The 23,454-nt window shown below is 45.2% G+C and carries 19 protein-coding genes and 1 other RNA gene; 7 read left to right on the plus strand and 13 right to left on the minus strand.

From position 1 onward, the window contains the following. Window positions 1-17 precede the first annotated feature (17 nt). The 4 genes from KYK27_RS14525 to KYK27_RS14540 form a co-directional block, all read right to left on the minus strand. Window positions 18-1,496 carry a SusD/RagB family nutrient-binding outer membrane lipoprotein gene (locus tag KYK27_RS14525; protein ID WP_219337373.1) on the minus strand — a complete coding sequence of 493 codons (1,479 nt, stop codon included), beginning with the start codon at window positions 1,494-1,496 and terminating at the stop codon, window positions 18-20. Continuing rightward, window positions 1,486-4,740 carry a SusC/RagA family TonB-linked outer membrane protein gene (locus KYK27_RS14530; RefSeq protein ID WP_199110848.1) on the minus strand — a complete coding sequence of 1,085 codons (3,255 nt, stop codon included), beginning with the start codon at window positions 4,738-4,740 and terminating at the stop codon, window positions 1,486-1,488. Before KYK27_RS14530 ends, KYK27_RS14525 begins: the two co-directional genes overlap by 11 nt. 29 nt (window positions 4,741-4,769) lie before the next feature. After that, the gene (glpT, locus tag KYK27_RS14535; RefSeq protein WP_199110850.1) at window positions 4,770-6,113 is read right to left on the minus strand and encodes a glycerol-3-phosphate transporter; all 1,344 of its coding nucleotides are present in this window, start codon (window positions 6,111-6,113) and stop codon (window positions 4,770-4,772) included. Between the two features lie 316 nt (window positions 6,114-6,429). After that, window positions 6,430-8,079: a glycerol-3-phosphate dehydrogenase/oxidase gene (locus tag KYK27_RS14540; protein WP_199110852.1), complete on the minus strand. Its 1,650-nt coding sequence runs from the start codon at window positions 8,077-8,079 to the stop codon at window positions 6,430-6,432. An 847-nt stretch (window positions 8,080-8,926) separates the two neighbouring features. Here KYK27_RS14540 and KYK27_RS14545 point away from each other — a divergent pair. Continuing rightward, complete coding sequence (locus tag KYK27_RS14545) at window positions 8,927-10,777, plus strand: pyruvate kinase (RefSeq protein ID WP_199110855.1); 1,851 nt, start codon at window positions 8,927-8,929, stop codon at window positions 10,775-10,777. A 39-nt stretch (window positions 10,778-10,816) separates the two neighbouring features. Continuing rightward, window positions 10,817-11,017: a YwbE family protein gene (locus KYK27_RS14550; RefSeq protein ID WP_199110856.1), complete on the plus strand. Its 201-nt coding sequence runs from the start codon at window positions 10,817-10,819 to the stop codon at window positions 11,015-11,017. A gap of 69 nt (window positions 11,018-11,086) precedes the next feature. Here the strand turns inward: KYK27_RS14550 and KYK27_RS14555 are convergent, their stop codons facing one another. After that, window positions 11,087-11,464, minus strand: a complete 378-nt coding sequence (locus KYK27_RS14555; protein WP_199110858.1) for a four helix bundle protein — start codon at window positions 11,462-11,464, stop codon at window positions 11,087-11,089. Between the two features lie 47 nt (window positions 11,465-11,511). After that, a complete protein-coding gene (gene radC, locus KYK27_RS14560) occupies window positions 11,512-12,228 on the minus strand; it encodes a RadC family protein (protein WP_199110860.1) in 717 nt (238 codons plus the stop codon). A gap of 151 nt (window positions 12,229-12,379) precedes the next feature. Between radC and KYK27_RS14565 the strand changes: the two genes are divergently transcribed. The 4 genes from KYK27_RS14565 to uvsE all read left to right on the plus strand — a co-directional run bounded on the left by KYK27_RS14565 (window position 12,380) and on the right by uvsE (window position 16,135). Beyond that, window positions 12,380-13,603: a metallophosphoesterase gene (locus tag KYK27_RS14565; protein WP_199110862.1), complete on the plus strand. Its 1,224-nt coding sequence runs from the start codon at window positions 12,380-12,382 to the stop codon at window positions 13,601-13,603. Window positions 13,604-13,798: 195 nt separating this feature from the next. Continuing rightward, window positions 13,799-14,341 (plus strand): hypothetical protein, encoded by a 543-nt coding sequence (locus tag KYK27_RS14570; protein ID WP_199110864.1) that lies wholly within the window; start codon window positions 13,799-13,801, stop codon window positions 14,339-14,341. A gap of 195 nt (window positions 14,342-14,536) precedes the next feature. Further along, entirely contained in the window at window positions 14,537-15,190 is a 654-nt protein-coding gene (locus KYK27_RS14575) for a carboxypeptidase-like regulatory domain-containing protein (RefSeq protein ID WP_199110866.1), read from the plus strand. A gap of 51 nt (window positions 15,191-15,241) precedes the next feature. Beyond that, the gene (uvsE, locus tag KYK27_RS14580; protein WP_199110868.1) at window positions 15,242-16,135 is read left to right on the plus strand and encodes a UV DNA damage repair endonuclease UvsE; all 894 of its coding nucleotides are present in this window, start codon (window positions 15,242-15,244) and stop codon (window positions 16,133-16,135) included. Here the strand turns inward: uvsE and KYK27_RS14585 are convergent. The 3 genes from KYK27_RS14585 to KYK27_RS14595 all read right to left on the minus strand — a co-directional run bounded on the left by KYK27_RS14585 (window position 16,130) and on the right by KYK27_RS14595 (window position 17,404). Beyond that, entirely contained in the window at window positions 16,130-16,627 is a 498-nt protein-coding gene (locus KYK27_RS14585) for a DUF4112 domain-containing protein (RefSeq protein ID WP_199110870.1), read from the minus strand. The two genes, uvsE and KYK27_RS14585, sit on opposite strands and share 6 nt — an antisense overlap. Before the next feature lie 103 nt (window positions 16,628-16,730). Continuing rightward, entirely contained in the window at window positions 16,731-16,940 is a 210-nt protein-coding gene (locus KYK27_RS14590) for a hypothetical protein (RefSeq protein ID WP_199110872.1), read from the minus strand. Window positions 16,941-17,164: 224 nt separating this feature from the next. Beyond that, window positions 17,165-17,404, minus strand: coding sequence for a hypothetical protein (locus tag KYK27_RS14595; protein ID WP_199110874.1), 240 nt, complete (start codon window positions 17,402-17,404; stop codon window positions 17,165-17,167). 574 nt (window positions 17,405-17,978) lie between these two features. On the opposite strand from KYK27_RS14595, the gene nhaA reads away from it, so the two are divergent. After that, entirely contained in the window at window positions 17,979-19,166 is a 1,188-nt protein-coding gene (gene nhaA, locus KYK27_RS14600; RefSeq protein WP_199110876.1) for a Na+/H+ antiporter NhaA, read from the plus strand. A 161-nt stretch (window positions 19,167-19,327) separates the two neighbouring features. Here the strand turns inward: nhaA and KYK27_RS14605 are convergent, their stop codons facing one another. The 4 genes from KYK27_RS14605 to KYK27_RS14620 form a co-directional block, all read right to left on the minus strand. Continuing rightward, on the minus strand, window positions 19,328-20,110 hold the full coding sequence (locus KYK27_RS14605; RefSeq protein ID WP_199110877.1) for an energy transducer TonB: 783 nt from the start codon (window positions 20,108-20,110) through the stop codon (window positions 19,328-19,330). 136 nt (window positions 20,111-20,246) lie between these two features. Further along, window positions 20,247-21,287, minus strand: a complete 1,041-nt coding sequence (locus KYK27_RS14610; RefSeq protein ID WP_199110879.1) for a hypothetical protein — start codon at window positions 21,285-21,287, stop codon at window positions 20,247-20,249. A 403-nt stretch (window positions 21,288-21,690) separates the two neighbouring features. Beyond that, window positions 21,691-22,060: a transfer-messenger RNA gene (gene ssrA, locus KYK27_RS14615) on the minus strand. 254 nt (window positions 22,061-22,314) lie between these two features. Continuing rightward, the gene (locus KYK27_RS14620; protein WP_199110880.1) at window positions 22,315-23,451 is read right to left on the minus strand and encodes a transglutaminase-like domain-containing protein; all 1,137 of its coding nucleotides are present in this window, start codon (window positions 23,449-23,451) and stop codon (window positions 22,315-22,317) included. Window positions 23,452-23,454: the final 3 nt, after the last annotated feature.

A 23,454-nucleotide genomic window follows, 5' to 3' on the forward strand; every position in this document is an offset into this window, starting at 1 on the left:
CTTTTGAACTCGAGCTGTTATTTGTTCCACCAAACTTTTGTGTTGATGTCGTCGGCACCCATAGCTGCTACTGCTGCGCTATAGTTTGCACCATTCAGCGACTGAACATACACAGGATATCTGAAACGGGCAGGCATTACACCTCCATTCTGCACTCCAGGACCGATAGGCAATACCGGATGTCCGGTTCTCTTGTATTCGTGCCACTGCTGGAAGTCTGTAAAGAACAGGGTGAAATATTTCTGCAGCATGATCTTCTCCAGTTTAGCTTCAAAGTCTGCAGCAGGATCAAACGCTACTGCTGGTTTGGCTAAATGACCAGCCGGAACTTCAACTCCCCACATCGTGATAGCAGCTGCTGTACCTCTGTCAAAGTAGGTTTTAGGCTCGCCGCCTATGTATCCTCTCAAGGCAGCTTCAGCCAGAATAAACTGCACCTCAGCATAGTTAATGATATTACCTAAAAGAGGCTCGTTTTTAAGCGCTAAATGATAAGAGGACTGACGGTCCGGAATATTACCTGGTGAGTAACCGCTTGGTATGCCATAGTAACCCGTACCGAACAAAGTTGCCCAACGCGTGATGCGCGGATCGTCCATTGCATTCAGGTTGTTTACAAAAAACTCAGTTAAACCATGCGAGCCGTTAAAGTCATAATCACGCATGTTTGTAAAAGCAGATACTAATGGCAGCGTAGTTGTGTACTTTAAGATGGCAGATTCCTCGTTGCTCGCGAAGATCGGGTAAAAACCAGGGTTCGTCTCTACAATCTCTTTTATTTTGGCAGGTGCATTTACTTCAGGTCTTCCGGAAGCACGCATCAACAGACGCAGATAAAGCGAGTTACCAAACTTTCTCCATTTAACTACATCACCGGCATAAAGCGGATCTATTGCTTTTTCATTGTCCTTCATTTGCTCATTGGCAGCCAGCAATGCATTTGCTTCTTCCAACTTGGCAAACAGGTCTTTGTAGATCGTTTCTTGGGCATCAAACTTTGGCTGAAGTAAATAATCACGGCCTTTGTTAGCTTCTGAGTAAGGCACATCACCAAACATGTCTGTTATCTGCGAAGTAACCCACACATCCAGGATAAGACCAATACCCATAAAGCTTTTCTGCTGTGTTATCAATGCACCGTTGTAGATGTCTACAAAGTTGGTGCGCTGCAGATACCAGTTGTTCCACATATAATCAGACTCACCTGGTCTGATCACATAGCGGTGGATCTCATCAGAATCCAGAATGGTTGCGTGCACCTGCATAAGTTCATTGTTCAGGCGAAGCGCGCGGTTATTGTTACGGGTTACTACGTCATGTAGTGCCGGTGCCAGCAACGAGGCCGGTGTAGCTGCTACAGTTTCGTTAGGGTTTGTATTCAGTTCCTCAAAGTCCTTGGTACAGGAAGAGGTAGCAAGGCAAGATGCTGCCAATGCTGTTAACGTAAATATCTTTATCTTTTTCATGATAGTTTCTTCCTCTAAATTAAATGCCAACTGTCAGGTTAATGCCGAATGTTCTGGTTGGCGGGAACTGGCCTACTTCGAAGCCACCTACAATTCCGGATCCGCTTAATGTACCTACTTCCGGATCGAAAGCTGGCCAGTCTGTGATCATGAACAGGTCGCGACCAAATACACCTATACTTGCGCGCTGTATCTTAAACTTCTCCAGCAGAGTTCCAGGAACAGTGTAATCCAGGCGAACTTCACGTAGTTTAATATAGTCAGTGCTAAAGGTGTTAGCTTCCACGTTATCGCGGCCAAAGTGTCTGGTATAATACGTCTGCATGTTTGTAACCAGTACATCGTTAGGGCGGTAAGAGCCATCTGCATTTTTGATCACACCATTGCCAACTATACCGTTATAGCGGCCAGGCACTGTCTTATTCAGTTTACCTTCTTCCATCAGTACAGCGTGTGTTAAAGAGTATGCTACACCACCAAACTGACCATCAAAAAGTACGTTCAGGCCAAAGTTCTTATACTTCACGTTTGTACCAATGCTACCTTTCCAGTCTGGTGTTACGTCACCTATGTGTTTGATTTCGCTGCCGAGTAATGGTAATCCGCTCTGGTCATAAACAATCTGTCCATCAGGAGAGCGCTCATAGCCAAGGCCGTAAAGTGCGCCCATTGTTCCACCCGGACGTGCCTCAATTGTACCACGTGGTCCGGATGCCAGCACAAGCGTACTAAGGCTATCCACAAGCTCCACTACCTTGTTTTTATTTTTAGCATAGGTAGCAAACAGGTCTATATTAAGGCCACCTTTATTCTCAAGCAGTTTAGCATTTGTCTGAATCTCGATGCCTGTGTTGCGAACTAAACCCGCATTTAACACAATGGCATTATAACCTGTCGACTTATCCAGAGGAGCCTGTAAGATCTGGTCTTTGGTATCGTTTTTATATACAGAAACATCAAAGCCTAATCTGTTCTGGAATAAGCGCATATCCATACCAAATTCGATACTTGTAGTAAGAAGCGATTTCAGATCTTCATTCGCTATTACTTTCGGGTTAGATAAACCACCCGGGAAGCCGCTCTCAATTCCGTAAGTATAAGAAGTCAGGTAAGGAATAACACCACCGCTACCTACCTGCGACCATGATCCTCTAAGCTTGGCAAAAGAAATAGCTCTAGGCATCTGGAACATATCAGATACGACAGCACTCAGGTTAAATGATGGGTAAGGGAATCCAGCATTATCGAAATTTGCCTCGTTGCCCAGTATACCAGGAGTTACCAGTGTACTTGTCCAGTCGTAACGACCGGTCATGTCTAGGAAGATAACGTTATCGTAGCTCAGTTCTGCCAGTGTATACAAGCTGTTTACTGCAAAGGCAGATCTTTCATTTGTTGCAATCGGCGTTTCTTTACTGTTCGCAAAAGTGTAGATGTCCGGGAACAGCAGTTTGCCCGCAAACATAGAGTTGTTTGTGCTTCTGTTCTCCATTCTGCTACCACCAACAGATATTCTTCCCTGGAACTTATCAGAGATCTTACGGTTGTAGCGTAACAGGAAATCTGTAGTTATTTCACTTGAGCTAATGTCTTGTGTACGGAACATGCCTTCCGGGAATTTCTGTGTATCCCATGGGCGCTCCTGCGAACGCTTATCCTGAACCAGGTCAAGGGCACCACGCACCATTAAACTCAGGTCACTTGTAAAGTTGTAAGTAGCTGAGATATTACCTACCACACTGTTTCTCTCAGACTTGTTCAGCATTTCATAAGCCTGCAGGTACGGGTTATCCAGGATTCCACTAAAAGGAGTGCTTTGCTCTATGCCTTCTCTGCCCGGCACCCAGTAAGGCTTAAACCAATCCAGGTTCAGGTTAGGCGAAAGCCCCCTGATGAAGTACATGATAGTGTGGTTGTTATACCCTGAAGATGGCAGGTTATCGCTGGTATTCTGGGTATAGTTTACTTTGGAAGCTATTTCCAGTTTATCAGTTATCTTATGGTTAAGGGATAGCGCTATCGTGTTACGGCTGTAGCCTGTGTTAGGCACAATCCATTTGTTCTGCAGGTTGGTGTAAGATAAACGGGCTGATGATTTATCTGAGCCACCGTCTATACTGATGCTGTTTGTGAACGTAGAACCGGTTTCAAAAAAGTCTTTACGGTTATTTTTGTAAGGTACCCATGGAGTTCGGGTTGCACCTGTAGTTCGTGTTACCGGGTCGTACTGGAAAAAGCTTTGTCCGTTAAAGCGTGGTCCCCAGGCAGAGCTGGTACTTCTAGTACTTGGACCATCTTCAGTGTTCAGGTAAGAATACCACAGATCCTGTCCGCCGGTACCCTGTCCGTACTCATACTGGTAATCTGGCCAGCGCGATACATTGCTGATAGTGCTGTTGGAGTTTATAGTTACGCCAATACCTTTCTTTTTTGACTTACCTGATTTTGTAGTGATGATGATAGCACCGTTTGCACCTCTGGCACCGTAAAGTGCAGCGGCACCAGGACCTTTCAATACCGATACACTCTCAATATCCTCCGGGTTAATGTCGCCAAGGCCATTTCCAAAATCCACTGCGTTGTCTGCCTCCAGGTACGATCCGCTTCCTGAACCAACAGCACGGTTACTCATAACCACACCATCTACAACTATAAGAGCTTCACTGCTACCTGTCAGGTTATTTTCGCCACGTAAGATAATCTTGTTAGAACCGGCAGGACCACCACCAGATTTAACCATGTTCAGACCGGCTACTTTACCAGATAAAGCGTCTGTCCAGTTGTTAGATACAGCATTTGTAAGGTCTTCGCCTTTTACCTGCGATATCGCATAACCCAGCGCTTTTTCTTCACGCTTGATACCAAGGGCAGTTACAACAACTTCTGAAAGCTGCTTGCTATCAAGAGGCAGGGTTACAGCCAGGTTTTCTTCAGCTTTTGTTACAGTAACATTCTGTTGCTGGTAACCTACAAATCTGAAAGACAGAACAGTTCCAACTGCCACATCTACTTTAAAATTGCCTTCTGCATTTGAAATGCCAACGGCCTGCTGATTGGCCAGAATTGTTACGCCAGGTAATGTACTACCGTCATCACCGGCAATTACTTTTCCTTTTACAGTTACTTTCTGGGCTTGAGGAGCCTGCACATATACGGTAGACGCTATTGCGTTTGCCGCCAGTCCATTTCCTGCTAACAGCAGGCATGAGCATAGCCAAAGACTCTTCTTCAGACTATTCCTGCTCTTTTTGGGCGGATGTAAAAGTTTTTCCATCTGATTTGGTTTAAAACTGGTATTGAGAGTTATCTAGATTGAGTTAATTGAAGGTTTTCTTTTTCTTTATTCCAGGTAAGGGCCGTGAAGAAGATAGATAGGAGACAAGCTGCTATCAGCACCATAAAGCCGCCATCCCAGCCCCATGCATCTACTACAAAACCCATGGCTATATTGGCAAACAAGGCACCGCCCATATACCCAAACAAACCTGTCAGGCCGGCGGCAGTACCAGCGGCTTTTTTAGCTACCAGGTCGAGGGCCTGCACACCTATCAGCATTACAGGGCCATAGATCAGGAAGCCAATCGCGATCAGGGCCAGGTTATCGATCCAGATGTTGCCGGCAGGGTTTTTCCAGTAAACGATTACTGCTACCAGTACAAGCGCCATGTATATAATAGTAGCAGGTGCACGGCGGCCTTTAAATACTTTATCGCTCAACCAGCCACAAAGTAGCGTACCCGGTATACCGGCGTACTCGTAAGCAAAATAAGCCCAGCCCGTTTCTTTCACCGAAAAGCCTTTTGCTTCTTCTAAATAAGTCGGAGCCCAGTCCAGGATGCCGTAGCGTACCAGGTACACAAATGCGTTGGCAAATGCAATGTACCACAGCAGGCGGTTGTTGAATACATATTTAAAGAAGATGTCTTTGGCGCTCAGCTCTTTTTCGTGCTCGGCAGAATAGTTTTTAGGATAGTCGTTCTTATACTCTTCTATAGTTGGTAAGCCGCAGGACTGAGGTGTATCGCGCACCAGCATATAAGTTACCAATGCAGAAAGCAATGCAACCAGACCCGGGAAATAGAGAATACTCTGCCATGTACCGAAAATGGCAATTGCAGCGATAGATAATGGCCCGATTAAGCCACCACCCACGTTGTGCGCCACATTCCAGATCGACATTTTGGTACCACGCTCTTTTGTAGAGAACCAGTGCACCATTACGCGTCCGCAAGGCGGCCATCCCATTCCCTGAAACCAGCCATTAAGGAACAGCAGCACAAACATGATAAGGATAGAACTGGTAGCAAAAGGCACAAAGCCCATGAAGATCATAGTCAGGGCAGAGAGCAGCAAACCAACACTCAGGAAAGTCCGGGCATTGCTCCTGTCAGAGAGGTTACCCATTAGGAATTTGCTCAGACCATAGGCTATAGATACGCCGGACAAGGCAAAACCAAGATCTGCTTTAGAATATCCCTGCGCTATCAGTTCGGGCATTACAAGCGAGAAATTCTTGCGTACCAGGTAATAACCTGCATACCCAATAAATATCCCGATAAAAACCTGAAGACGCAGTCGCTTATACTCCGGATCAATTCTTTCTAAGGGTAGCCGATCTGTGTGAGGGGCCGGTGCAATAAGACGCATACTTATCCTGTAAAATTTTTAAGCTATTCGATTATATCTTTTTTAATAATAGTTGCTTTGTTCAGCCTCATCAGCCTCCCATAAACAATAGTATTCTTCCACGAATACAACTTTTTATTTATTTACTTATTCAGAATCAATATCCTGTGTTATGAATGCTCTAATTTCTTATTTTTTACTAGAAAACAAGGCATTATCAGCTCATTTCAGACATAAAAAGTAAACCAATCAACATAGCATTTTACTAATATTGAAGACTTTACGAACTAGTTCTAACTATAACCCGGTCCGCAGATTATAACTATTACTTTATAGTTCAGGCCACCTGGCTTGTGCTGTTTTCTTTTAAAGCAGCCGGATCATAAGCTTCCAACAGATACTGGTTACCCAGTTTTATAAAACTGTTTATCTGGTTCTGTTTCCAGGCTTCGCTTAAGCCTAATTCGGCTGCCATTATAGCTGCTACTGCCGGCGCCATATCTATTGCTGCTTTCGCATTCAGGAACAATACACGCATTCTTCTGGCAAGTACATCTTCTATAGTTCTCGCCATTTCGTGCTTCACAACCCAAACCACTTCTGCCTGTGTATTCGGGAAGGCGGCAATCAGTTTCTGGTTTAACTCAGGTCGTTGCTGCATAAGTGCTTTAATACCTGCGGCGTCACTGCCATACACATCCAGGTGATCTGGTGCAGGCTGTGGTTTTGCGTACCCATGAATTTTAAGGTCTGCAGTAACACATGGTTTTGCTGCCAGCTTGCCTATAGTTATAGCCTGCTCTAATGTGTCTTCGGCCATCTTGCGGTAGGTTGTCCATTTGCCACCGGTTATAGTTACCAACCCAGAATCCGCAACTATAAGCTTATGACTGCGCGATATCTCTTTTGTGCTGTTGGTGCCTTTAGCAGGCGCTGCCAACGGACGTAATCCTGCAAATACACTCAGCACATCTTTACGGTGTGGCTTGCGTGTCATGTACTGGCCTGCTGTATCCAGTATAAAATTGATCTCGTCTTCCAGAGCAGTTGGCTCCAGGCTTGCTGTGTTAAGTGGCGTATCAGTTGTACCAACCAACACATGGTCGTGCCACGGAACTGCAAAAAGCACCCGGCCGTCCGGCGTTTTCGGGATCATCAGTGCTGTGTCGCTTTTCAGGAAAGACTTGTCCAGCACCACGTGCACGCCCTGGCTCGGACGAACCAATGGGTCCTGTGCCGGTTTATCCATCTGCAGCACATCGTTCACAAACACGCCGGTGGCATTTACCACTACTTTAGCCTGCAACTCAAATTCTTCGCTGCTTTCCAGGTCGCGGGCTTTTACACCTGCCACTTTTCCACTCGCATCTTTCAGTAAGCCTGTCACTTTAAAATAATTCAGCAGCACGCCACCCTGTTCTGCGCATGTCTGCGCAAGGTTTACAGCCAGGCGGGCATCATCAAACTGGCCATCGTAATAAATGATACCACCTTTAAGGCCATTTTGCTCCACGTTTGGCAACAGTTTCTGCACTGTTTTTTTACCTAGCAGCTCTGTTTTTTTAAATCTGTATTTACCAGCCATCCAGTCATAAACTTTCAGACCGATACCGTAAAAGCCCTGGTTAAAGAAACTATAGCTTGGTATCACAAAGGGCTGCACGTGTACCAGGTGCGGGGCATTCTGGAGCAGTAAACCTCGTTCGTGCAATGCTTCATACACCAGGCTAACATCGCCCTGAGCCAGGTAGCGTACACCACCATGTACCAGTTTTGTGCTGCGGCTCGAGGTACCTTTTGCATAATCAGATTGCTCCAGCAAAAGCGTTCTGTACCCCCGCGAAGCTGCATCAACAGCAACACCAAGTCCGGTTGCACCGCCTCCTACCACAATTATATCCCAGGTTGTTGTTTCATGCTTTAAGCGCTGTACAAACTTAGCCCTGTCAAATATACTTCCTTCTGCTTCTAATGCTTTCGAATGCATTGTTACTTTATTGTTATTATTTACCTTGTATTTCGTTTAAAGCTAAAAATAAAAACAATATAAAAGCAAATGAAATACGTAAAAAATATATAAAACCTGTTTTACGTTTCATAAAGCCATTTTATTCTAAAAACGAACAATCCCCTTAGGGTTAATACACCAAACGAAACCTGCCTATATCAATCGAAACCAGCTTAACAACTATAGTTCATTCATTTGCAGACAAAGGCATTCTGCTGCTTTAAGACAGATTCATAAGTAACAGAACGCCATAGGATTGCTCATACTCGTGGGACACAAGCTAGGGCTTTATCATTTCGACGAAAGGAGAAATCTGAATTAGTTATAGTTACACACCACGAGCAGGACAGGTTTACCTGTCCCTTTGAAACTATAGCCACGATCAATCTCGAAGCTTACCGGTTCAAACTATAGGTAAACTATAGCTATCGAAACTTATCAGTCTTTGGGTTGAGCGCCTTTGATTTGTTGCGGTGGCGCAGCCAACCCGAGCACAGCGAGGGTAGCAAGAAAGCAATAGCGCGATGCCCGAAGACGAGGCCTCCCGGCCGTGAGGGCACTAAAGCTAATTTGAAAATGTAGGCAAGTAAAGCTCCCAGGATTAGAAGTAATTTGAAATGATAGCTTGGTTCAGGTAGTAGAAATGCAAACTATAAGCTGAAATAGATTTCTCCTAACGTCGAAATGACAGTTGAGAAGTAAATCAATTATAGCCCAGACGCTAGCAGGAGCTACGCACGCCACCAGGTCTTACCAAATCCATATAATCAAGCCTCAAAACTTATCTATAGTTACTACAGTTGTATACCTGAAAGGAATGTAAACTATGGCCGCAAAAACGACACATTATTTAAACCTGATCTCCCAGATCGATATGCTCTATGAAGATGCCTTAGCACTTGAGAAGAAATTTGAGGGGCAAGTAAAGAAAGTGCATCCACGTTTTAAGAAAAGTGCCAAAAACCTGTTACACTACCTGGCGCTCAGGCAACATGACATCCGGGAGCTTCAGGAATCCTTATCACTTATCGGGCTTTCGTCGCTGGGTCGCGCGGAGGGGCATGTACTCGCAAGTTTAAGCGCCGTACGCGGTCAATTGTGCCAGTTAGCCAAATGTACTCCGCAGCACAAAGAGCTGGCTGTTTCGTTCTTCGAGAACAGAAAATTGCTGGCGAAACATACCGAAAGCCTTTGGGGACCCTTGCCCGAAAAAAGGACAACCCGCATTATGGTGACTTTCTCGTCGGATCTGGCAAAAGATTACGACCTGGTAGTGCGTATGCTGAAAGCGGGTATGAACTGCGCCCGCATTAACTGTGCTCACGACAACGAAAAAACCTGGATGGCCATGATCCGCAACATCCGTAAGGCAGAAAAGGAAACTGGTTTAGCCTGTACTATCCTCTTCGATCTGATGGGGCCTAAGTTGCGAACCGGCGAACTGAAAGCAGGACCTAAAGTGGTAGCAATTCATCAGATACATAATGAGTTGGGAGTACCTACTTCACCGGCAACAGTATGGCTTACAGGTTCCGGCGAACCGGCTCCGATTATGGCAGATGCTGTTTTACCGGTAGAAGATAGCTGGGTAGCCCAGTTACAGGAAGGCGACAAGATCAAGTTTACCGATACCCGTGGCAGAAAACGAACAATGGCTGTCATTCGAAAGGAAAAGAAAGGCGTAGTGGCACATCTGCTCAAAACCTCTTACCTGGTTACCGGCACGGAACTGACCGTAAAAAACAAAACTATAGCCGACAGCACTACACAAGTTGGGGCGTTGCCATCTATTGAGCTTCCAATACTTTTAAGGAAAGACGATTACCTGGTCCTGCACAGAGATCCTGCACCAGGTGAGCCAGCCCGTTTTGATGCGAGTGGCCACATACTTAGCCCCGCCTTTATTTCCTGTACCCTGCCTGCAGTATTTGATCAGGTAAAAGCCGGCGACCCGATCCTGTTTGATGATGGCGCGATAGAGGGCATAGTAGAAGAAGTGAATCCGGATAAGATGCTGGTTAAAATTACGTTTGCCAAAGCCAAGGGAAGCATTCTGCGGGCCGACAAAGGTATAAACCTGCCGGAGAGCAACCTGCACCTGCGCGACCTTACAGAGAAAGACAAAGCCGACCTGAGATTTGTGGCGAAGCACGCTGATATTGTAAACTTATCGTTTGCAAACCACCCTGTGATGGTAGAGGCGCTTTTTGCAGAGATAAAAAAACTGAAGGCAAAAGATTTGGCCGTCATGCTGAAGATCGAAACCAAAGAAGGCTTTAAACACCTGCCGCATCTGTTGCTTTCCGTTATGCAAACTTACCCTGCCGGTATTATGATTGCGCGCGGAGATTTGGCTGTGGAGTGTGGCTGGCAACGATTGGCGGAGGTGCAGGAAGAGATCTTATGGTTATGCGAGGCTTCTCATATTCCGGTGGTGTGGGCGACACAGGTACTGGAAACGCTTGCCAAAAAAGGGCGACCATCAAGAGCTGAAATTACAGATGCTGCCATGGCCCAGCGCGCCGATTGCGTGATGCTGAATAAAGGTCCGCACATTATAGAAGCCATTTCCATGCTTCACGATATTATGCACCGTATGCAGGAGCATCAACACAAAAAAACATCTATGTTGCGCAGTCTCCATATTTCAGAACTTACAACCGAAACGGCAGACTAAACTATAAACCCTACCTTTGCACCGCTTAAACTATAACCTATGGACGGAAGAAAACGCTCGAATATAAAACCAGGCCTGCGGGTAAACATTGTGATGAAAGAAGACCAGCGCACCGGCTACCTGACCGAAGGCTACGTACAGGACATCCTGACCAATTCACCAAACCACCCGCACGGCATAAAAGTAAGACTGGAAACCGGCGAAGTAGGAAGAGTGCAGGAAATACTTCCTGAGTTATAGAGTTTGTGAGTTTAGGAGTTAGAGAGTCTAGGAATTTGTGAGTTAGTGAGTTTGGGAGTTAAAGATTGGTTATTTTTTTGCTGCGTTTTTTCTGATTGTTGCTAGGATGGCGGTTAGCTCGAATGCTTCCTGCTTCAAAGCAGCTAAAAGATTCGGTTTTATAATTTCGGCTTCCTCCAGTATTTCGAGCCAGAACAGCGACTCGTCTGCTTCTTCTAACACCACTCCTATTTTAGCAACAAACTCAGCTTTTGACCTGGCTCTGCAAGTTGCTCTATAGTTAGCCGCAACCGAAGTAGCCGAACGCAATAACTGCTTTCCAATAATCTGTGCCTCATCATTTTTAGGCAACGACTGAAACAACTTGATCACGCGCAAAGCAAAGGTTTTTGTTCGCTTCTTAAACTGTTCCCCAAAATCAAAATTTCTAATTCTTACATCCACCATTTTCCAACTCTTTAACTCCCTAATTCCTAAACTCTTTAACTCCCAAACTATAGTATCCCTTCATCGGCAAAGCTATAGTAGTCATTGTCAGTGAAGATGATGTGGTCGAGAATGGGGAGATCAAGAAACTGGCCGGCTTCCTTCATTTTTTTGGTGAGGGAGATATCAGCGGCGCTGGGCTTGGTGTTGCCGCTCGGGTGGTTGTGTACCAGTATAACAGAGCTTGCCAGCTGTTCCAGTGCTTTTTTAAAGATGATCTTTGGGTCAGCAACTGTTCCGGCCACGCCGCCGGCGCTTATGCTTTCCTTTTTCATGACAATGTTGGCTCGATTCAGAAGGATAATCCAAAATTCTTCGTGCGGAAGATCCAACAATTGTGGCTTTATATAGTTGTAGATGTCGGTGGAACAGGTGATCTGGGTTTTAGCGGAAGCAGCAGTTTCTTTCCGTCGGCGGCCAAGCTCCAGGGCACTAACTATAGTTATCGCTTTTGCTTCGCCAATACCTTTGTGTTTCATCAGGTCTTTTACCGAGAGGCGGGCCAGTTCGTTAAGATCATTGTTAACCGCAGAAAGTATCAGTTTGGCTACATCTACAGCTGTTAATTTGGGTGTACCGGAGCCTATGAGTATCGCTATTAGTTCGGCATCGCTCAGGGCTGCTTTGCCTTTCAGCAGCAGTTTTTCGCGCGGACGGTCTTCTTCGGCCCAGGTTTTAATGTTAAGTGCAGGGGTGTAAGCAGCAAGAGTGTCAGTGTCTTTCATGCGGTACAATATTTGTTAAGTAAAAGCTGTGCTACTGAAAGTATTTTATAGTTTATTTAGTTCAGTGACAGGCATTTTTACTTCTTTTTTTATTACTATTTCCTTTGTTGCCAGTTCATCCAGGGCTGGCTCTTTTTTTATGAAGCAACGCATGATGTCTTTTCTCATTCTAATACTCCTCCTCTTCCTGGTAGACCTTTATGCATTCCAGGCGCTCAAAACTGTTATACAGGGCTTGTCTCCGGCAACACAGCAATACATTAAAATCGGATACTGGGTATTATTTGCAGCGGCAGTTATCGTGTTTGCCATATTTGCCAATACGCCAAAGCACCCCTCCACTCCGCTTAAAGTTTACTTAACCAACATCTTTTTTATACTATATGCCAGTAAGCTGCTGGTGGTGTTTTTCCTTTTTGCAGATGACCTGATCCGGCTAGGCAAACTCACACTTGGTGCTCTTAATACCGATGTAAAATATGATCCTTCGCGCAGCAAGTTCCTGAGCCAGATGGGATTTATGGTAGCGGCGGTGCCTTTTACAGCGTTTATTTACGGCATGGTAAAGGGCGCTTACGATTACAGGATAAAGCGCATTACGCTTAAATTCCCGAACCTGCCTGCTGCCTTCGATGGCTACAAAATGCTGCAGATATCGGACCTCCATACAGGAAGTTTTCATTCTAAAGAGCCTTTGCAGGAGGCGGTGCGGCTGATTAACAAACAGGAAGCAGACCTGGTATTTTTTACCGGCGACCTGGTAAATAACGTGGAAACGGAGCTACACAATCACCTCGACACCCTGAAAGAGATCAAAGCCAAAACCGGCGTATTCTCAGTGCTGGGCAACCACGATTATGGCGATTATGTGAACTGGAGCAGTGCCGAAGCCAAACGCGCTAACCTGGAAAAACTGATCGCATCGCACGGTAAAATGGGCTGGCAAATACTGATGAACGAGCACCGCAAGATTGAGAAAGATGGCGCACACATAGCGATACTTGGTGTAGAGAACTGGGGTAATCGTGCTGGTTTTCCAAAATACGGCGACCTGCGTAAAGCGTACGCCGGTACCGAACAAAGCCTATTTAAAGTATTACTATCACACGACCCCTCGCACTGGGACGGCGAAATAAACCAGAAATATTCCGATATCGACCTTACTTTATCGGGGCATACGCATGGCATGCAGTTTGGCGTGAATATACCCGGCTTTAAATGGAGCCCGGTGCAGTATGTTTATAAACAATGGGCCGGCTTGTATCAGAAAGGGAAACAATACCTCTATGTAAACACTGGCCTGGGCTTTCTCGGCTATCCGGGGCGCGTTGGCTTCTTACCTGAAATAACCGTGTTTGAGCTCAAAAAAGCTTAAACTATACCACACATAAAGCAACGGACCGGCCCTGAAAGCCGGTCCGTTTTATTTTACCCAAACTATAGCTGGGCGCTCACTTGCACCGGCTTTTTAACTTTACCAATTGCTGCACGTAAAAAATCAGGCACATGCTATATAAAACTATAGTTTACCAAAGTTTGTGCGCCCATGTATAACGCTAGAAAACAAACCATGAAAAAGATAATCTATAGTATGAGTATGGCTGCGGCTTTACTTTTCACAGCATGTTCCGAGCATAGAAGCACTACCGATAGAGGCACTACCTATGAGGTAGCAGATGCGAATAAAGATGAAGTTGTCGATCCTACGCAAATCAGGCAATATCCGCTTCCGGGTACGGCTGGCAACGCTACCACATCAAATAATGCAAGCACAGACAATGCCACTTCTAACTTAACAGCAACACAACTGGTAATTGCATATTACGACAGCGTTAATCCGGCGCAGGCTTACAGATCTCAGAACTATAAATTCAGTTCTACCAAGCTAATGGGCGGTAAAGCAGCGGCAGCGGACATGTCAACAAATACTAACAAAACGAACATGGATTCGGCCACAACCAGAACCCCGGGCAGCACTACCGCCCAAGGAGAGAGCCGCAACGCTGTTGGTAGCCAAAAGACCGGAAACGATAAAATCAGGGTAACAGACAGCAAGAAAAAGCCTGTTGATACCGGAAACAAAACGAAGAAAAGACTGACTCCGGATCAGTAAAATATGCCAACCGGATAGAAAAGTTTATTCAAAAGCCTGTGACAACTATAGTTACAGGCTTTTGCTTTATTAATGCACAAAATATAACTATAGACCAGGTGGCACTACTATAAATTTTGGACCTCGCATACTTTTTAACCATCTTTGGCGTATTACAAAAGGCAACATAAATTGCTATTGCACCCGACCCTATACATGCACCGGTTCCTCTTCGTAATTAGCTGCGCTTTTACCTTTTTGCTGCTGGCCAACATGCCTGCACAAGCACAGCGTAATGTAAGAATAAGCGGAACGGTACTTGGGCCTGACAAAAAAACGCCTGTGCCTGGGGCTGGTATTATCCGGTATGGTACTACAAGGGCTGTTATTTCTGATGCCGAAGGAAAGTTCCTGATAGATGTAGCCGTTGATGATACCTTGCTGATACGGGCAGTCGGTTATAAGCCGCTGCTTTATTTGCCACAACGCCTGCCGGTTTCAGAGATGCGCGTAAACATAGTGCTGCAGGAAGATAGCGTGATGCTTGGCGAAGTGGAAGTTACCAACCGCCCATCAGAAGAAATGATACAGCGCGCCCTGCGTAACATGAACCGCCCCGACCCCAACTATGTAAAGAACCCGGCTTATGTGGAGCCGCCAAAAGCCATCGAACTGCCGCCCCCACCCCCACCTACGCTGCTTACGCCAATCAGTTTGCTGTATGATCTTTTCTCGAGAGAGGGGAAAGAGCTACGAAAGATGCAGGAGATTTACATGATGCTGGAACTGCAACGACAGTTGAAGGAACAGGAAGACTATAACCGCTTTTTTAAGGATAATACCGGCTACGAACAAGAAAAAAAACAGTAAATCGCCAACAAAACCGCAAAGCTATAGTTAGCATTAACAAACTATAGCGCCATGAAAATAGGTTATCCCTGCATTAATCAGTCCCTCGACTGCACCTCTTCCCGCACTTTCCGGCTGGCCTCTTACTCTGAAGAGCGCCTGATAGAAACCGTGGCTCTCAACCTTGCCTGTTTGCAGCGCATACTGGAATACAATGTGCAGAACGGCTTGCTGTTTTTCAGGCTCACCTCTGACCTGGTGCCTTTTGCCTCGCATGAGATAAACCAATACAACTGGCAGGAGCATTTTAAATCTGAATTTCAGCAACTGGGCAACTATATAAAAGAGCACAACCTGCGCATCTCCATGCACCCCGACCAGTTTGTAGTGCTTAACTCGCCTAACCCACAAACGGTAAAAAACAGCATTGCCGAACTAGTGTACCAGGGCACTGTACTCGACCTGATGGAACTGGACACAACCGCCAAACTACAGATACACGGCGGTGGCGGTTACGGCGACAAGGGCTCTGCCTTGGCACGTTTTGCAGAGGTCTACCACACCCAGCTACCCGATGCGGTAAAAGCAAGGCTTTGCGTGGAGAACGACGACCGGACCTATAGTTTACTCGACTGCCTGCACCTGCACGAACTTACCGGCATCCCTATCATTTTCGATAATCTGCATCATGAATGCGTAAATAACGGCGAGCCGATGCGCGAGGCAGTAGAGATGGCAGCATCGACCTGGAAACCGGACCGGGATGGAATTTTGATGATGGACTATAGTGCACAGGCGCCAGCAGAGCGCAAAGGCAAACATGTGCAAAGTATTTCAGAACAGCTTTTTCACGATTTCTTAGCTGAAACCGAGGGGCTGGATATGGATATAATGCTGGAAATAAAAGACAAAGAAACCAGCGCCCTGAAAGCTGTGGAAGTTGCCAGGGCGCTGGGCCGTTTATAGTATTGCTGCCAGCTGGTGGTAGATCCAGGCAGCCAGTTCCCATAGCACCCACACCAGGAGAGCGAACAGCACCAAAACACCTATAATTACGCCTATGATCACGTTTTTACCGCTGCCCTGGTATTTACCTTCTTCGTAATGCCTGGTTAGCAGGCGCACATTTTTTTCGTTTGCCTTAAAGAAGAAGTCGAAAACGTTACCTAACACCGGTATACTTCCGATCAAAGTATCAAGCGCGATGTTGATGAGCATTAGCGCAACCAGTTTACCACTTGCTCCGTGGCGTGCCATTGTCATTACCAACATTGCCGACACACCAAACGAGGCCAAGTCGCCGGCCACAGGCAACAGGCCAAGTATCGGGTCGAGGCCAAAACGGAAGTTAGTGCCGGGCAACCTGAACTGGTTATCCATTAACTTCACCATGTGGTTTACCCATTTCAGTTTTTCGGTGTGCGGAGTACGGCTGTAGCGTATGTCTTGTGGTTCCATAGTAGCCGCTTATACGCATATATAGCCGTTAAGTATAGGTTTATAAACTATAGCCTATACCCTCACGGATATAGTTTTGAAAGCCCCGTCCGTAAACTATAGTTTAGTCGCGCCGGCTATACTTATTCTTCTTGAAGTTCTTCTTTTTGCGGGCATCCCATTTCTTGTTCTTAGTTTCCTTGCGATTACGATCAAAACGCATGCTTTGCCCGTCATCATCAATAACTACAGCCTTTCGCCCCTGCATTGGGTTACAGGATGCAGCCATTAAACAAATAAAAGTATAAAGTAACAGGTGTCTAAGTATTCTCATAGGTGAAGTAAAAATGGGCAACAGCCATTAAACTATAGTTGCTTAAGGCGTTGGTTCCGGTAAAACATAAACTTTGCTGAATGAGATTTCTTTATACTTTTATTCTTGTTATTGGTTTAATTCAAATCGAAATAAAATTTATTTAATACACCGTTACAAAAGCAAAAGGCTGTAGCTATAGTTTTACAACTATAGCTACAGCCTTTCGTGCCGGCACAAGAATATTACTTTTTCTTGCCTTTGCCTTTCCCCTTGCCCTTGGTATGGCCCGGGTTAGTAGAGTTTGGGTGATGTGGGTTGTTAGGGTTTTTATACCAGCCTTTGTGCAGGCCATTGTCCTTACGGGTAGTGCCCGAGCTACCGATCCTTACCGATTTGCTGTCAACTACAATAACCTTCCCTGTTCTGCTGCTGGTTGTTTTTTTAGAGGATGAACATGATGCCAATACTGCTACTGTGGCCATTAGCCAAATTACTTGCTTAAAATGCATTATTTTAAAATTAAGGATACCTGGGGCTCAAACGAAAACCTGGCTGCAAAAGTATCTCAATAAAGATTATACTGCAAAACAGGCTACTATAAATTGCACTTTATAGGATGCCTTTAAATTTACAAAGGTTCAGTTCGTCTCCCTGATCTGGCAACTATAGTTAACCCATCGCTGGTAACTTCAGCGCTGGGTTAACTATAGTTGAGAAAAAAGCTATTCGTTAGACAGGGAATAAGGCGCATCCGCTTTAGAAGTACCTCTCTTTTTATCAGGCTTGTCGGTCATTGTATAGTTCAGCGTAGCACCTTTCATCAGTTCCGAATGACTCAGCCAGTTACGGCTACCTGAGAGGCAAAACTGTATGACGCTGCTTTATACCATCGACAAATCTCCCCAATCCATAAGATCTTTTGAGCAGCTTTTTCCACTTGCTTTTTATTTTAGCAACAGGGAAATCAGCCGAAAACTATGCCAGGCAACTGTTCACATCTCCTCAGAAAACCCACATTATACTGGTAAAACAAGGCTGAATTCTGTAGTTTTAAGCATGCTACAAAAAATTAACCTTTCTTCTTTCAGAGACTTTCTAAAGTCCGGATCAGCAGGTGGCTTTATCTTAATGGCCTGTGTTGTACTGTCTTTACTTATTGCAAACTCTCCGCTCGGCCCTGGCTTTGAGCGTTTTCTTGCCCAGGAAATAGGGTATGAATCTGATTTTTTACAATTAAGATATCCTGTTCTGTTATGGATAAATGATGGTTTAATGGCAGTGTTTTTCCTGCTGGTCGGGCTGGAAATAAAGAGGGAATTGGTGGAAGGAGAACTGTCTTCTTTTAAACAGGCAGCCTTACCTGTTTTCGCTGCTATCGGGGGGATGTTGGTTCCTGCTGTTATCTATGCTTTGTTTAACCAAGGTACCACTACCGCTAATGGCTGGGGTATTCCGATGGCTACCGACATTGCCTTTGCTATTGCCGTGGTAACACTTTTGGGTAAGAGGGTGCCGCTCTCACTTAAGGTATTCTTAACTGCCCTGGCTATAGTTGATGATCTAGGTGCCATCCTGGTCATCGCTCTGTTCTATTCTTCTGAAATGCACCTTAATTACCTTTTGTATGCAGCAGGAGTGCTTGTCTTGCTAATTATCTTCAATAGAATAGGCGTTAAAAACATCTGGCTATATCTGCTGCCAGGAGTGGCGATGTGGTACTTTATTCACCATTCAGGTATACATGCTACTGTTGCGGGTGTGCTTACGGCGCTAACCCTGCCAACTACCCCAGACGAAACAGAATCGCCCCTGGAGAAGCTGGAACATGCGTTAACCAAACCTGTAAACTTCCTGATCATGCCCATCTTTGCTTTAGCCAATACAAACGTAAGGTTTGAGTCAGAAATGTTAGATGGCCTGACAACCAGCCTTGGGTTAGGCATTATTGCTGGATTGATACTTGGTAAACCTATTGGCATTGTCTTCTTTTCCTGGCTTTCAGTGAAGTTAGGAATCAGTTCCCTGCCTGAAGGAACCAGATGGATTCAGTTCCTGGGTTTAGGTTTACTGGCAGGGATAGGATTTACCATGTCAATCTTCATTGCCTTGCTCTCTTTCAGCGAGCCTACTTTTCAGACGCAGGCTAAATTTGCTATTCTGATCGCCTCTCTTCTGGCCGGTATTTGCGGGTACCTGTTTCTCAGAAAAGTGGGTGCAGCCAATACGTATCCCGAAGAAGCTTAAACCTGGCATTTCCTAAGGTGGTGAAGGAACAACAACTAGATGAGTTGTCTGCTTTAGATCAGTAATAAACTATAAAAGCCCGCAGTTTGTGAAAACCACGGGCTTTTATAGTTTATTACTGATCTTTTAATTTATAGTTAAGTTTAAAAGCAGACGCTTTTTTATTTGGTTCCGCCCCCTTTTGGAATAAAGAATCTCATTGGCATGGTATAGTATACTGATATTATGCGTCCGTTCTGCTTTCCGGGTATCCAGGTGGGCATAGCTTTTAAAACCCGTATGGCTTCGGCATCTATACTTTCAGATATTCCTTTCTGAATTTTAAACTCGCGCAACTCGCCGGTCTGGCCAACTATAAAATTGACGACCACCAGTCCTTCCTTGTTTTGCGCGATGGCATCTTTAGGGTATTTTATGTTAGCGGCGATAAAATCGAACATGGCCTGTTGCCCTCCCGGAAATGATGGCATTTGTTCTACGTAAGTATAAATCAACTCCTTTTCTGGAGCTACTTCTAAAGCTGATATATTTACCGGAACCGATACCCTCACCGGAACAGGTTTGCCATTTACCTCACCTGGCCTCCATCCCGGCATAGTTAAAGCAGCTTTTGTCAGGGCCTGCTCCAGCTTTACATTCGCTTCAAGTGTTCTTTTAACGTTGGGCACATAACTATCTGCTATAGTTACCTCGCTCACCTGGCCTGTGGCACCTACAACCAGACTCAGGGTGATCACTCCCCCCGGCTCCCTGTTTACATTGGTTAGCGCTTTTGCAAAATATGCATCTATAGACTGCTGCCCGCCCAGCACCGAAGGCTGCTTATCAGCAGAACTATAGATTTTTTCGGTATTGCCCTGAGCTATAGTTTCTGTTGTAACTGCTCCTGCCAGAGCCAGCAAAATTGAGAGTGCACATATGCTGCTTATGCGTAAGGTTTTCATATATCGTAGCTAAAAGTATAAGGTGTTAAGAATTCCCAATGAGGGGTAATAAAGCTGTTATGCTGCAAAGTACATAAAAATAACCTAGGAGTGCAGCATTTAATTTCTCGCCTGTTTTGCTACTGCCTCATTTAACTTAATGAAATACATACCGGTAGAACTTGCTATCGTATGGTCGTCCGTCGTCATGTATGGAAACCTGCCCTTCAAGCAAACCATTTTCATTGTAATAGTAATTGGTAATTATTCCTTCATCACTTGTTCTGGTAACAACCCTGCCTGATGCATCTCGGGTGTAGGTAATGGTAATATACCCTTTCTCCTGCATCAGTTGTCCTTGCGCGGTATAAACATAAGTCCTGGAAGGCACACGCCTTCCAGGGGAATGACGCGCTATTTTGTCCATTACCGGGTAGAAACCATATTTAGTAAACAGGAGCCTGCTTGCCTCAGGATGCTGCTGCAGATACGCCATTATCTCCATCTCGAAATCCATTTTACCAGACTCTACCACTTTTCCGTTTTCTGTTTTGGTGTAGTAATAGCTAGGTTCACTCATTCCTTTTGGCGAGAATTGCACATGGTCATGCCGCAGAATTGTAGGGTCTGAACCAAGTAAATAAAACCGGCTGATACTTTTAGATTTTTGAGATGACCCTGTTCGTTCTTCTACATAAGTTGTGTCGTTCTTTACCCAGGTGCGACCTGATTTTTCCGCTACCCATTTTCCTGCTGTTGTGTCCCATCTATAGTGGCCGGGCGCCTTCTTGCCTGCTTTAACATGCCGATGCTGAGACGATGGCTTCCAGGTTGTGTCCCTGCTGGCATCTGCACTGCGCACAAAGGAGGTAGACACTTCCAGTACTCCTTTGCTGTTGTACTCATATTTTGTTTTTCCGGTCAGTTTACCATTGTGGGCATACTTCTTTTGTATCATTTGTCCGTTACTATCCATCAGGTAGTAGTCAGACACAAAACGGGGGCGAATCAGTGTGCCATTGTAGTATTCGTCGGATTCCACATAGACTTCTTTTACCTTGTTGGTGAGGTAAACATTTTTTTCATCCTGACCATAGATAATTTCAAGGTCGGTTTCCTGCGCTGTTGCAGAAAAGCTTAAAAGCAGCACTAAGCCAGACAAAAATGTATTGTGGAAACTTTTAGTGAGGAAGTTCATAGCTCAGTAAGTCCGGCTTAAAGCCGAAAGATTTATAAAAACGATGGCCCGGCACTTAAACTATACTTTGTTCTCATGAGGCTAAAGCTGCTAAAAGTAACACAACTATATATCAACATCCAAATTTAAAATAAGCCTGAACCTTGAACTATAGCAGACCATGACATTACTTAGAGATTGCCTCCTTGGCTTAGGCTACTCCCCGCGACATCAAAGCCGTGGCGCGGGCAATCGGGCATATTTGGGTGCGCATGACGAAACTACCTGCAGGAGCTAACCGAATCGGAACAGGACAGCCTGCCGAACACCACCTTTGAGGGGTTTAAACCAAATGTTTGACTATTGTTTACGTGAAATAAAAAAGGGTCCTTTACGATATGTAAAGGACCCTTTTAGAATAGAGTTGTGGAGTAGCAGGGATTCGAACCCTGGTCCAGACAAGGAAATCGACGGGCTTTCTACATGCTTAGGTTTATTCGGATTGTCGGGAGCTTGCTAGTATAAACCAAACTAATGCGCACTCCTTAGATGCTTAATTTCGCCTGTGCACCGCACCTTTACACAAGCTAGCAAATCGGATCGAAGCCTCTGATGTGCAAGCAGATTTACGAAACCTGCACGAGACTATGGCTAGTGCTTAATACCTAGATTAAGCAGCCATGGCGTAGTTATATTCGCCAGTTATTGTTCGAACGGATTTTTAACAGGTGGTACGTTCATCACCCGACATGCTTACACGCAATCTGCACAAGCTGTCAATTCCGGTCTACCCCATAAGTTAAAGAACGGATTCTTGATTTGTATACTCCAAGAAGTACGCCACAAACATACGCAATTTTATGGCATTCCGATGTCGTATTGGTTATTATTTATAACACATTTACATGGCTTAAAAGTTTCAGGCTATCATTAAACTATAGGTGCTATAGTTTCAAAGAGACCTTTAAATAACCAAACCCTTCCTCGGCATGTATAGGACACACCTCGGAAAGGGATGGGTTACAACTAATCTAATTATTGGAGTAATTTACTTCTGAGCGGTAGTTACCTTACTCTTCATTACCGGTGCCTGGTACAGGTCAACTATAGAGTTGGTGTATTTGCAGTAATTTATCGGGTTGCTTACCTGGAACACTTCAGGTTGTTTTGCACCCATTGGCACAAGCATCAGCGATTTTTTAGAATCTATAGTCTCGCGGGTGAAGTCTACTCCTTCACGGTTATCGAATTTTACATCAAAGTAATAAAGGTACGGATACACCCATTTCACATACTGCGCTTTGTCGGCTCCGGACAGGCTCCTGATCTCCAGCTTATCATAGTTCTTGGCTATTGCCTGCTGAAACTCCACGGCATTAAGCGGCACGTTGTTCAGCACGGGCATTACATCGAACTGACCATCCAGCAATACCCACTTTTTCATATCCGGCAAGTAAACTTCCAGCAACACGTGGCCTGCACCAGATTCTATAGTTTCAACGTCTTTCATTTTAAGGCCCATTGTTCGGGCTGGCAAACCAATGGCATTCAGGCAGGCGGTAGTTACAATACCATATTCTACGCATCGGAACTGTTTACCTTCTTTTACCTCGGCCAGTATAGTTAGCGCATCCGGGCTGCTAGGCTGGTTCATACCGTTGTGCTTCCACTGGTTGTGTACCCAGTTTACCATGCGCAGTGCTTTTTCAGTATCATTGGCGGCGCCCGCAACTATAGCATCCAGGTTATATTGCGCCCGCAGCTGGTCCAGGTAAGTATTGCCGTTATTCTGCTCATACAGCATTGTATAAGCCGGAACGGTATTGGTCTCATTGAATTTCAGCGCTTCAAAACTATAGCCTTTAATCTCTGTCAGGGCATAGTCTTTATTGTTCAGCAATACATAGAACTGATGCGACTTGCCTGGCTTTAACCTGAAGCTGATAGAGTCGGAGTCGGTGTAAAAAGAGAACTTTACTTTTTTGTTGTGCACGGGCACTTTCAGTTCGTCAACTGCTATCTGCGGGCTGATGTTCCAGTTACCTTTTACCCATTCGTTGCCAACTTTATAGTCTGCAACTTTATTGGTGGCCTCAATTACCGGCAGGCCTTTGTAGCTTTTCTGAGCAATGGCAGGCGCTACCAGCACCAGCATCAATAGTAAAAATGATAATGACTTTTTCATGGT

The sequence above is a fragment of the Pontibacter populi genome (assembly GCF_019336435.1).
Classification (GTDB): Bacteria; Bacteroidota; Bacteroidia; order Cytophagales; family Hymenobacteraceae; genus Pontibacter; species Pontibacter humidus.

Bases quoted from the DNA above. Each gene is read 5' to 3' on its own strand.
- KYK27_RS14530 (WP_199110848.1), bottom strand. From the start codon at position 4,740: ATGGAAAAACTTTTACATCCGCCCAAAAAGAGCAGGAATAGTCTGAAG.
- glpT (WP_199110850.1), bottom strand. From the start codon at position 6,113: ATGCGTCTTATTGCACCGGCCCCTCACACAGATCGGCTACCCTTAGAA.
- KYK27_RS14540 (WP_199110852.1), bottom strand. From the start codon at position 8,079: ATGCATTCGAAAGCATTAGAAGCAGAAGGAAGTATATTTGACAGGGCT.
- KYK27_RS14545 (WP_199110855.1), top strand. From the start codon at position 8,927: ATGGCCGCAAAAACGACACATTATTTAAACCTGATCTCCCAGATCGAT.
- KYK27_RS14550 (WP_199110856.1), top strand. From the start codon at position 10,817: ATGGACGGAAGAAAACGCTCGAATATAAAACCAGGCCTGCGGGTAAAC.
- KYK27_RS14555 (WP_199110858.1), bottom strand. From the start codon at position 11,464: ATGGTGGATGTAAGAATTAGAAATTTTGATTTTGGGGAACAGTTTAAG.
- radC (WP_199110860.1), bottom strand. From the start codon at position 12,228: ATGAAAGACACTGACACTCTTGCTGCTTACACCCCTGCACTTAACATT.
- KYK27_RS14565 (WP_199110862.1), top strand. From the start codon at position 12,380: ATGATGTCTTTTCTCATTCTAATACTCCTCCTCTTCCTGGTAGACCTT.
- KYK27_RS14570 (WP_199110864.1), top strand. From the start codon at position 13,799: ATGAAAAAGATAATCTATAGTATGAGTATGGCTGCGGCTTTACTTTTC.
- KYK27_RS14575 (WP_199110866.1), top strand. From the start codon at position 14,537: ATGCACCGGTTCCTCTTCGTAATTAGCTGCGCTTTTACCTTTTTGCTG.
- uvsE (WP_199110868.1), top strand. From the start codon at position 15,242: ATGAAAATAGGTTATCCCTGCATTAATCAGTCCCTCGACTGCACCTCT.
- KYK27_RS14585 (WP_199110870.1), bottom strand. From the start codon at position 16,627: ATGGAACCACAAGACATACGCTACAGCCGTACTCCGCACACCGAAAAA.
- KYK27_RS14590 (WP_199110872.1), bottom strand. From the start codon at position 16,940: ATGAGAATACTTAGACACCTGTTACTTTATACTTTTATTTGTTTAATG.
- KYK27_RS14595 (WP_199110874.1), bottom strand. From the start codon at position 17,404: ATGGCCACAGTAGCAGTATTGGCATCATGTTCATCCTCTAAAAAAACA.
- nhaA (WP_199110876.1), top strand. From the start codon at position 17,979: ATGCTACAAAAAATTAACCTTTCTTCTTTCAGAGACTTTCTAAAGTCC.
- KYK27_RS14605 (WP_199110877.1), bottom strand. From the start codon at position 20,110: ATGAAAACCTTACGCATAAGCAGCATATGTGCACTCTCAATTTTGCTG.
- KYK27_RS14610 (WP_199110879.1), bottom strand. From the start codon at position 21,287: ATGAACTTCCTCACTAAAAGTTTCCACAATACATTTTTGTCTGGCTTA.
- KYK27_RS14620 (WP_199110880.1), bottom strand. From the start codon at position 23,451: ATGAAAAAGTCATTATCATTTTTACTATTGATGCTGGTGCTGGTAGCG.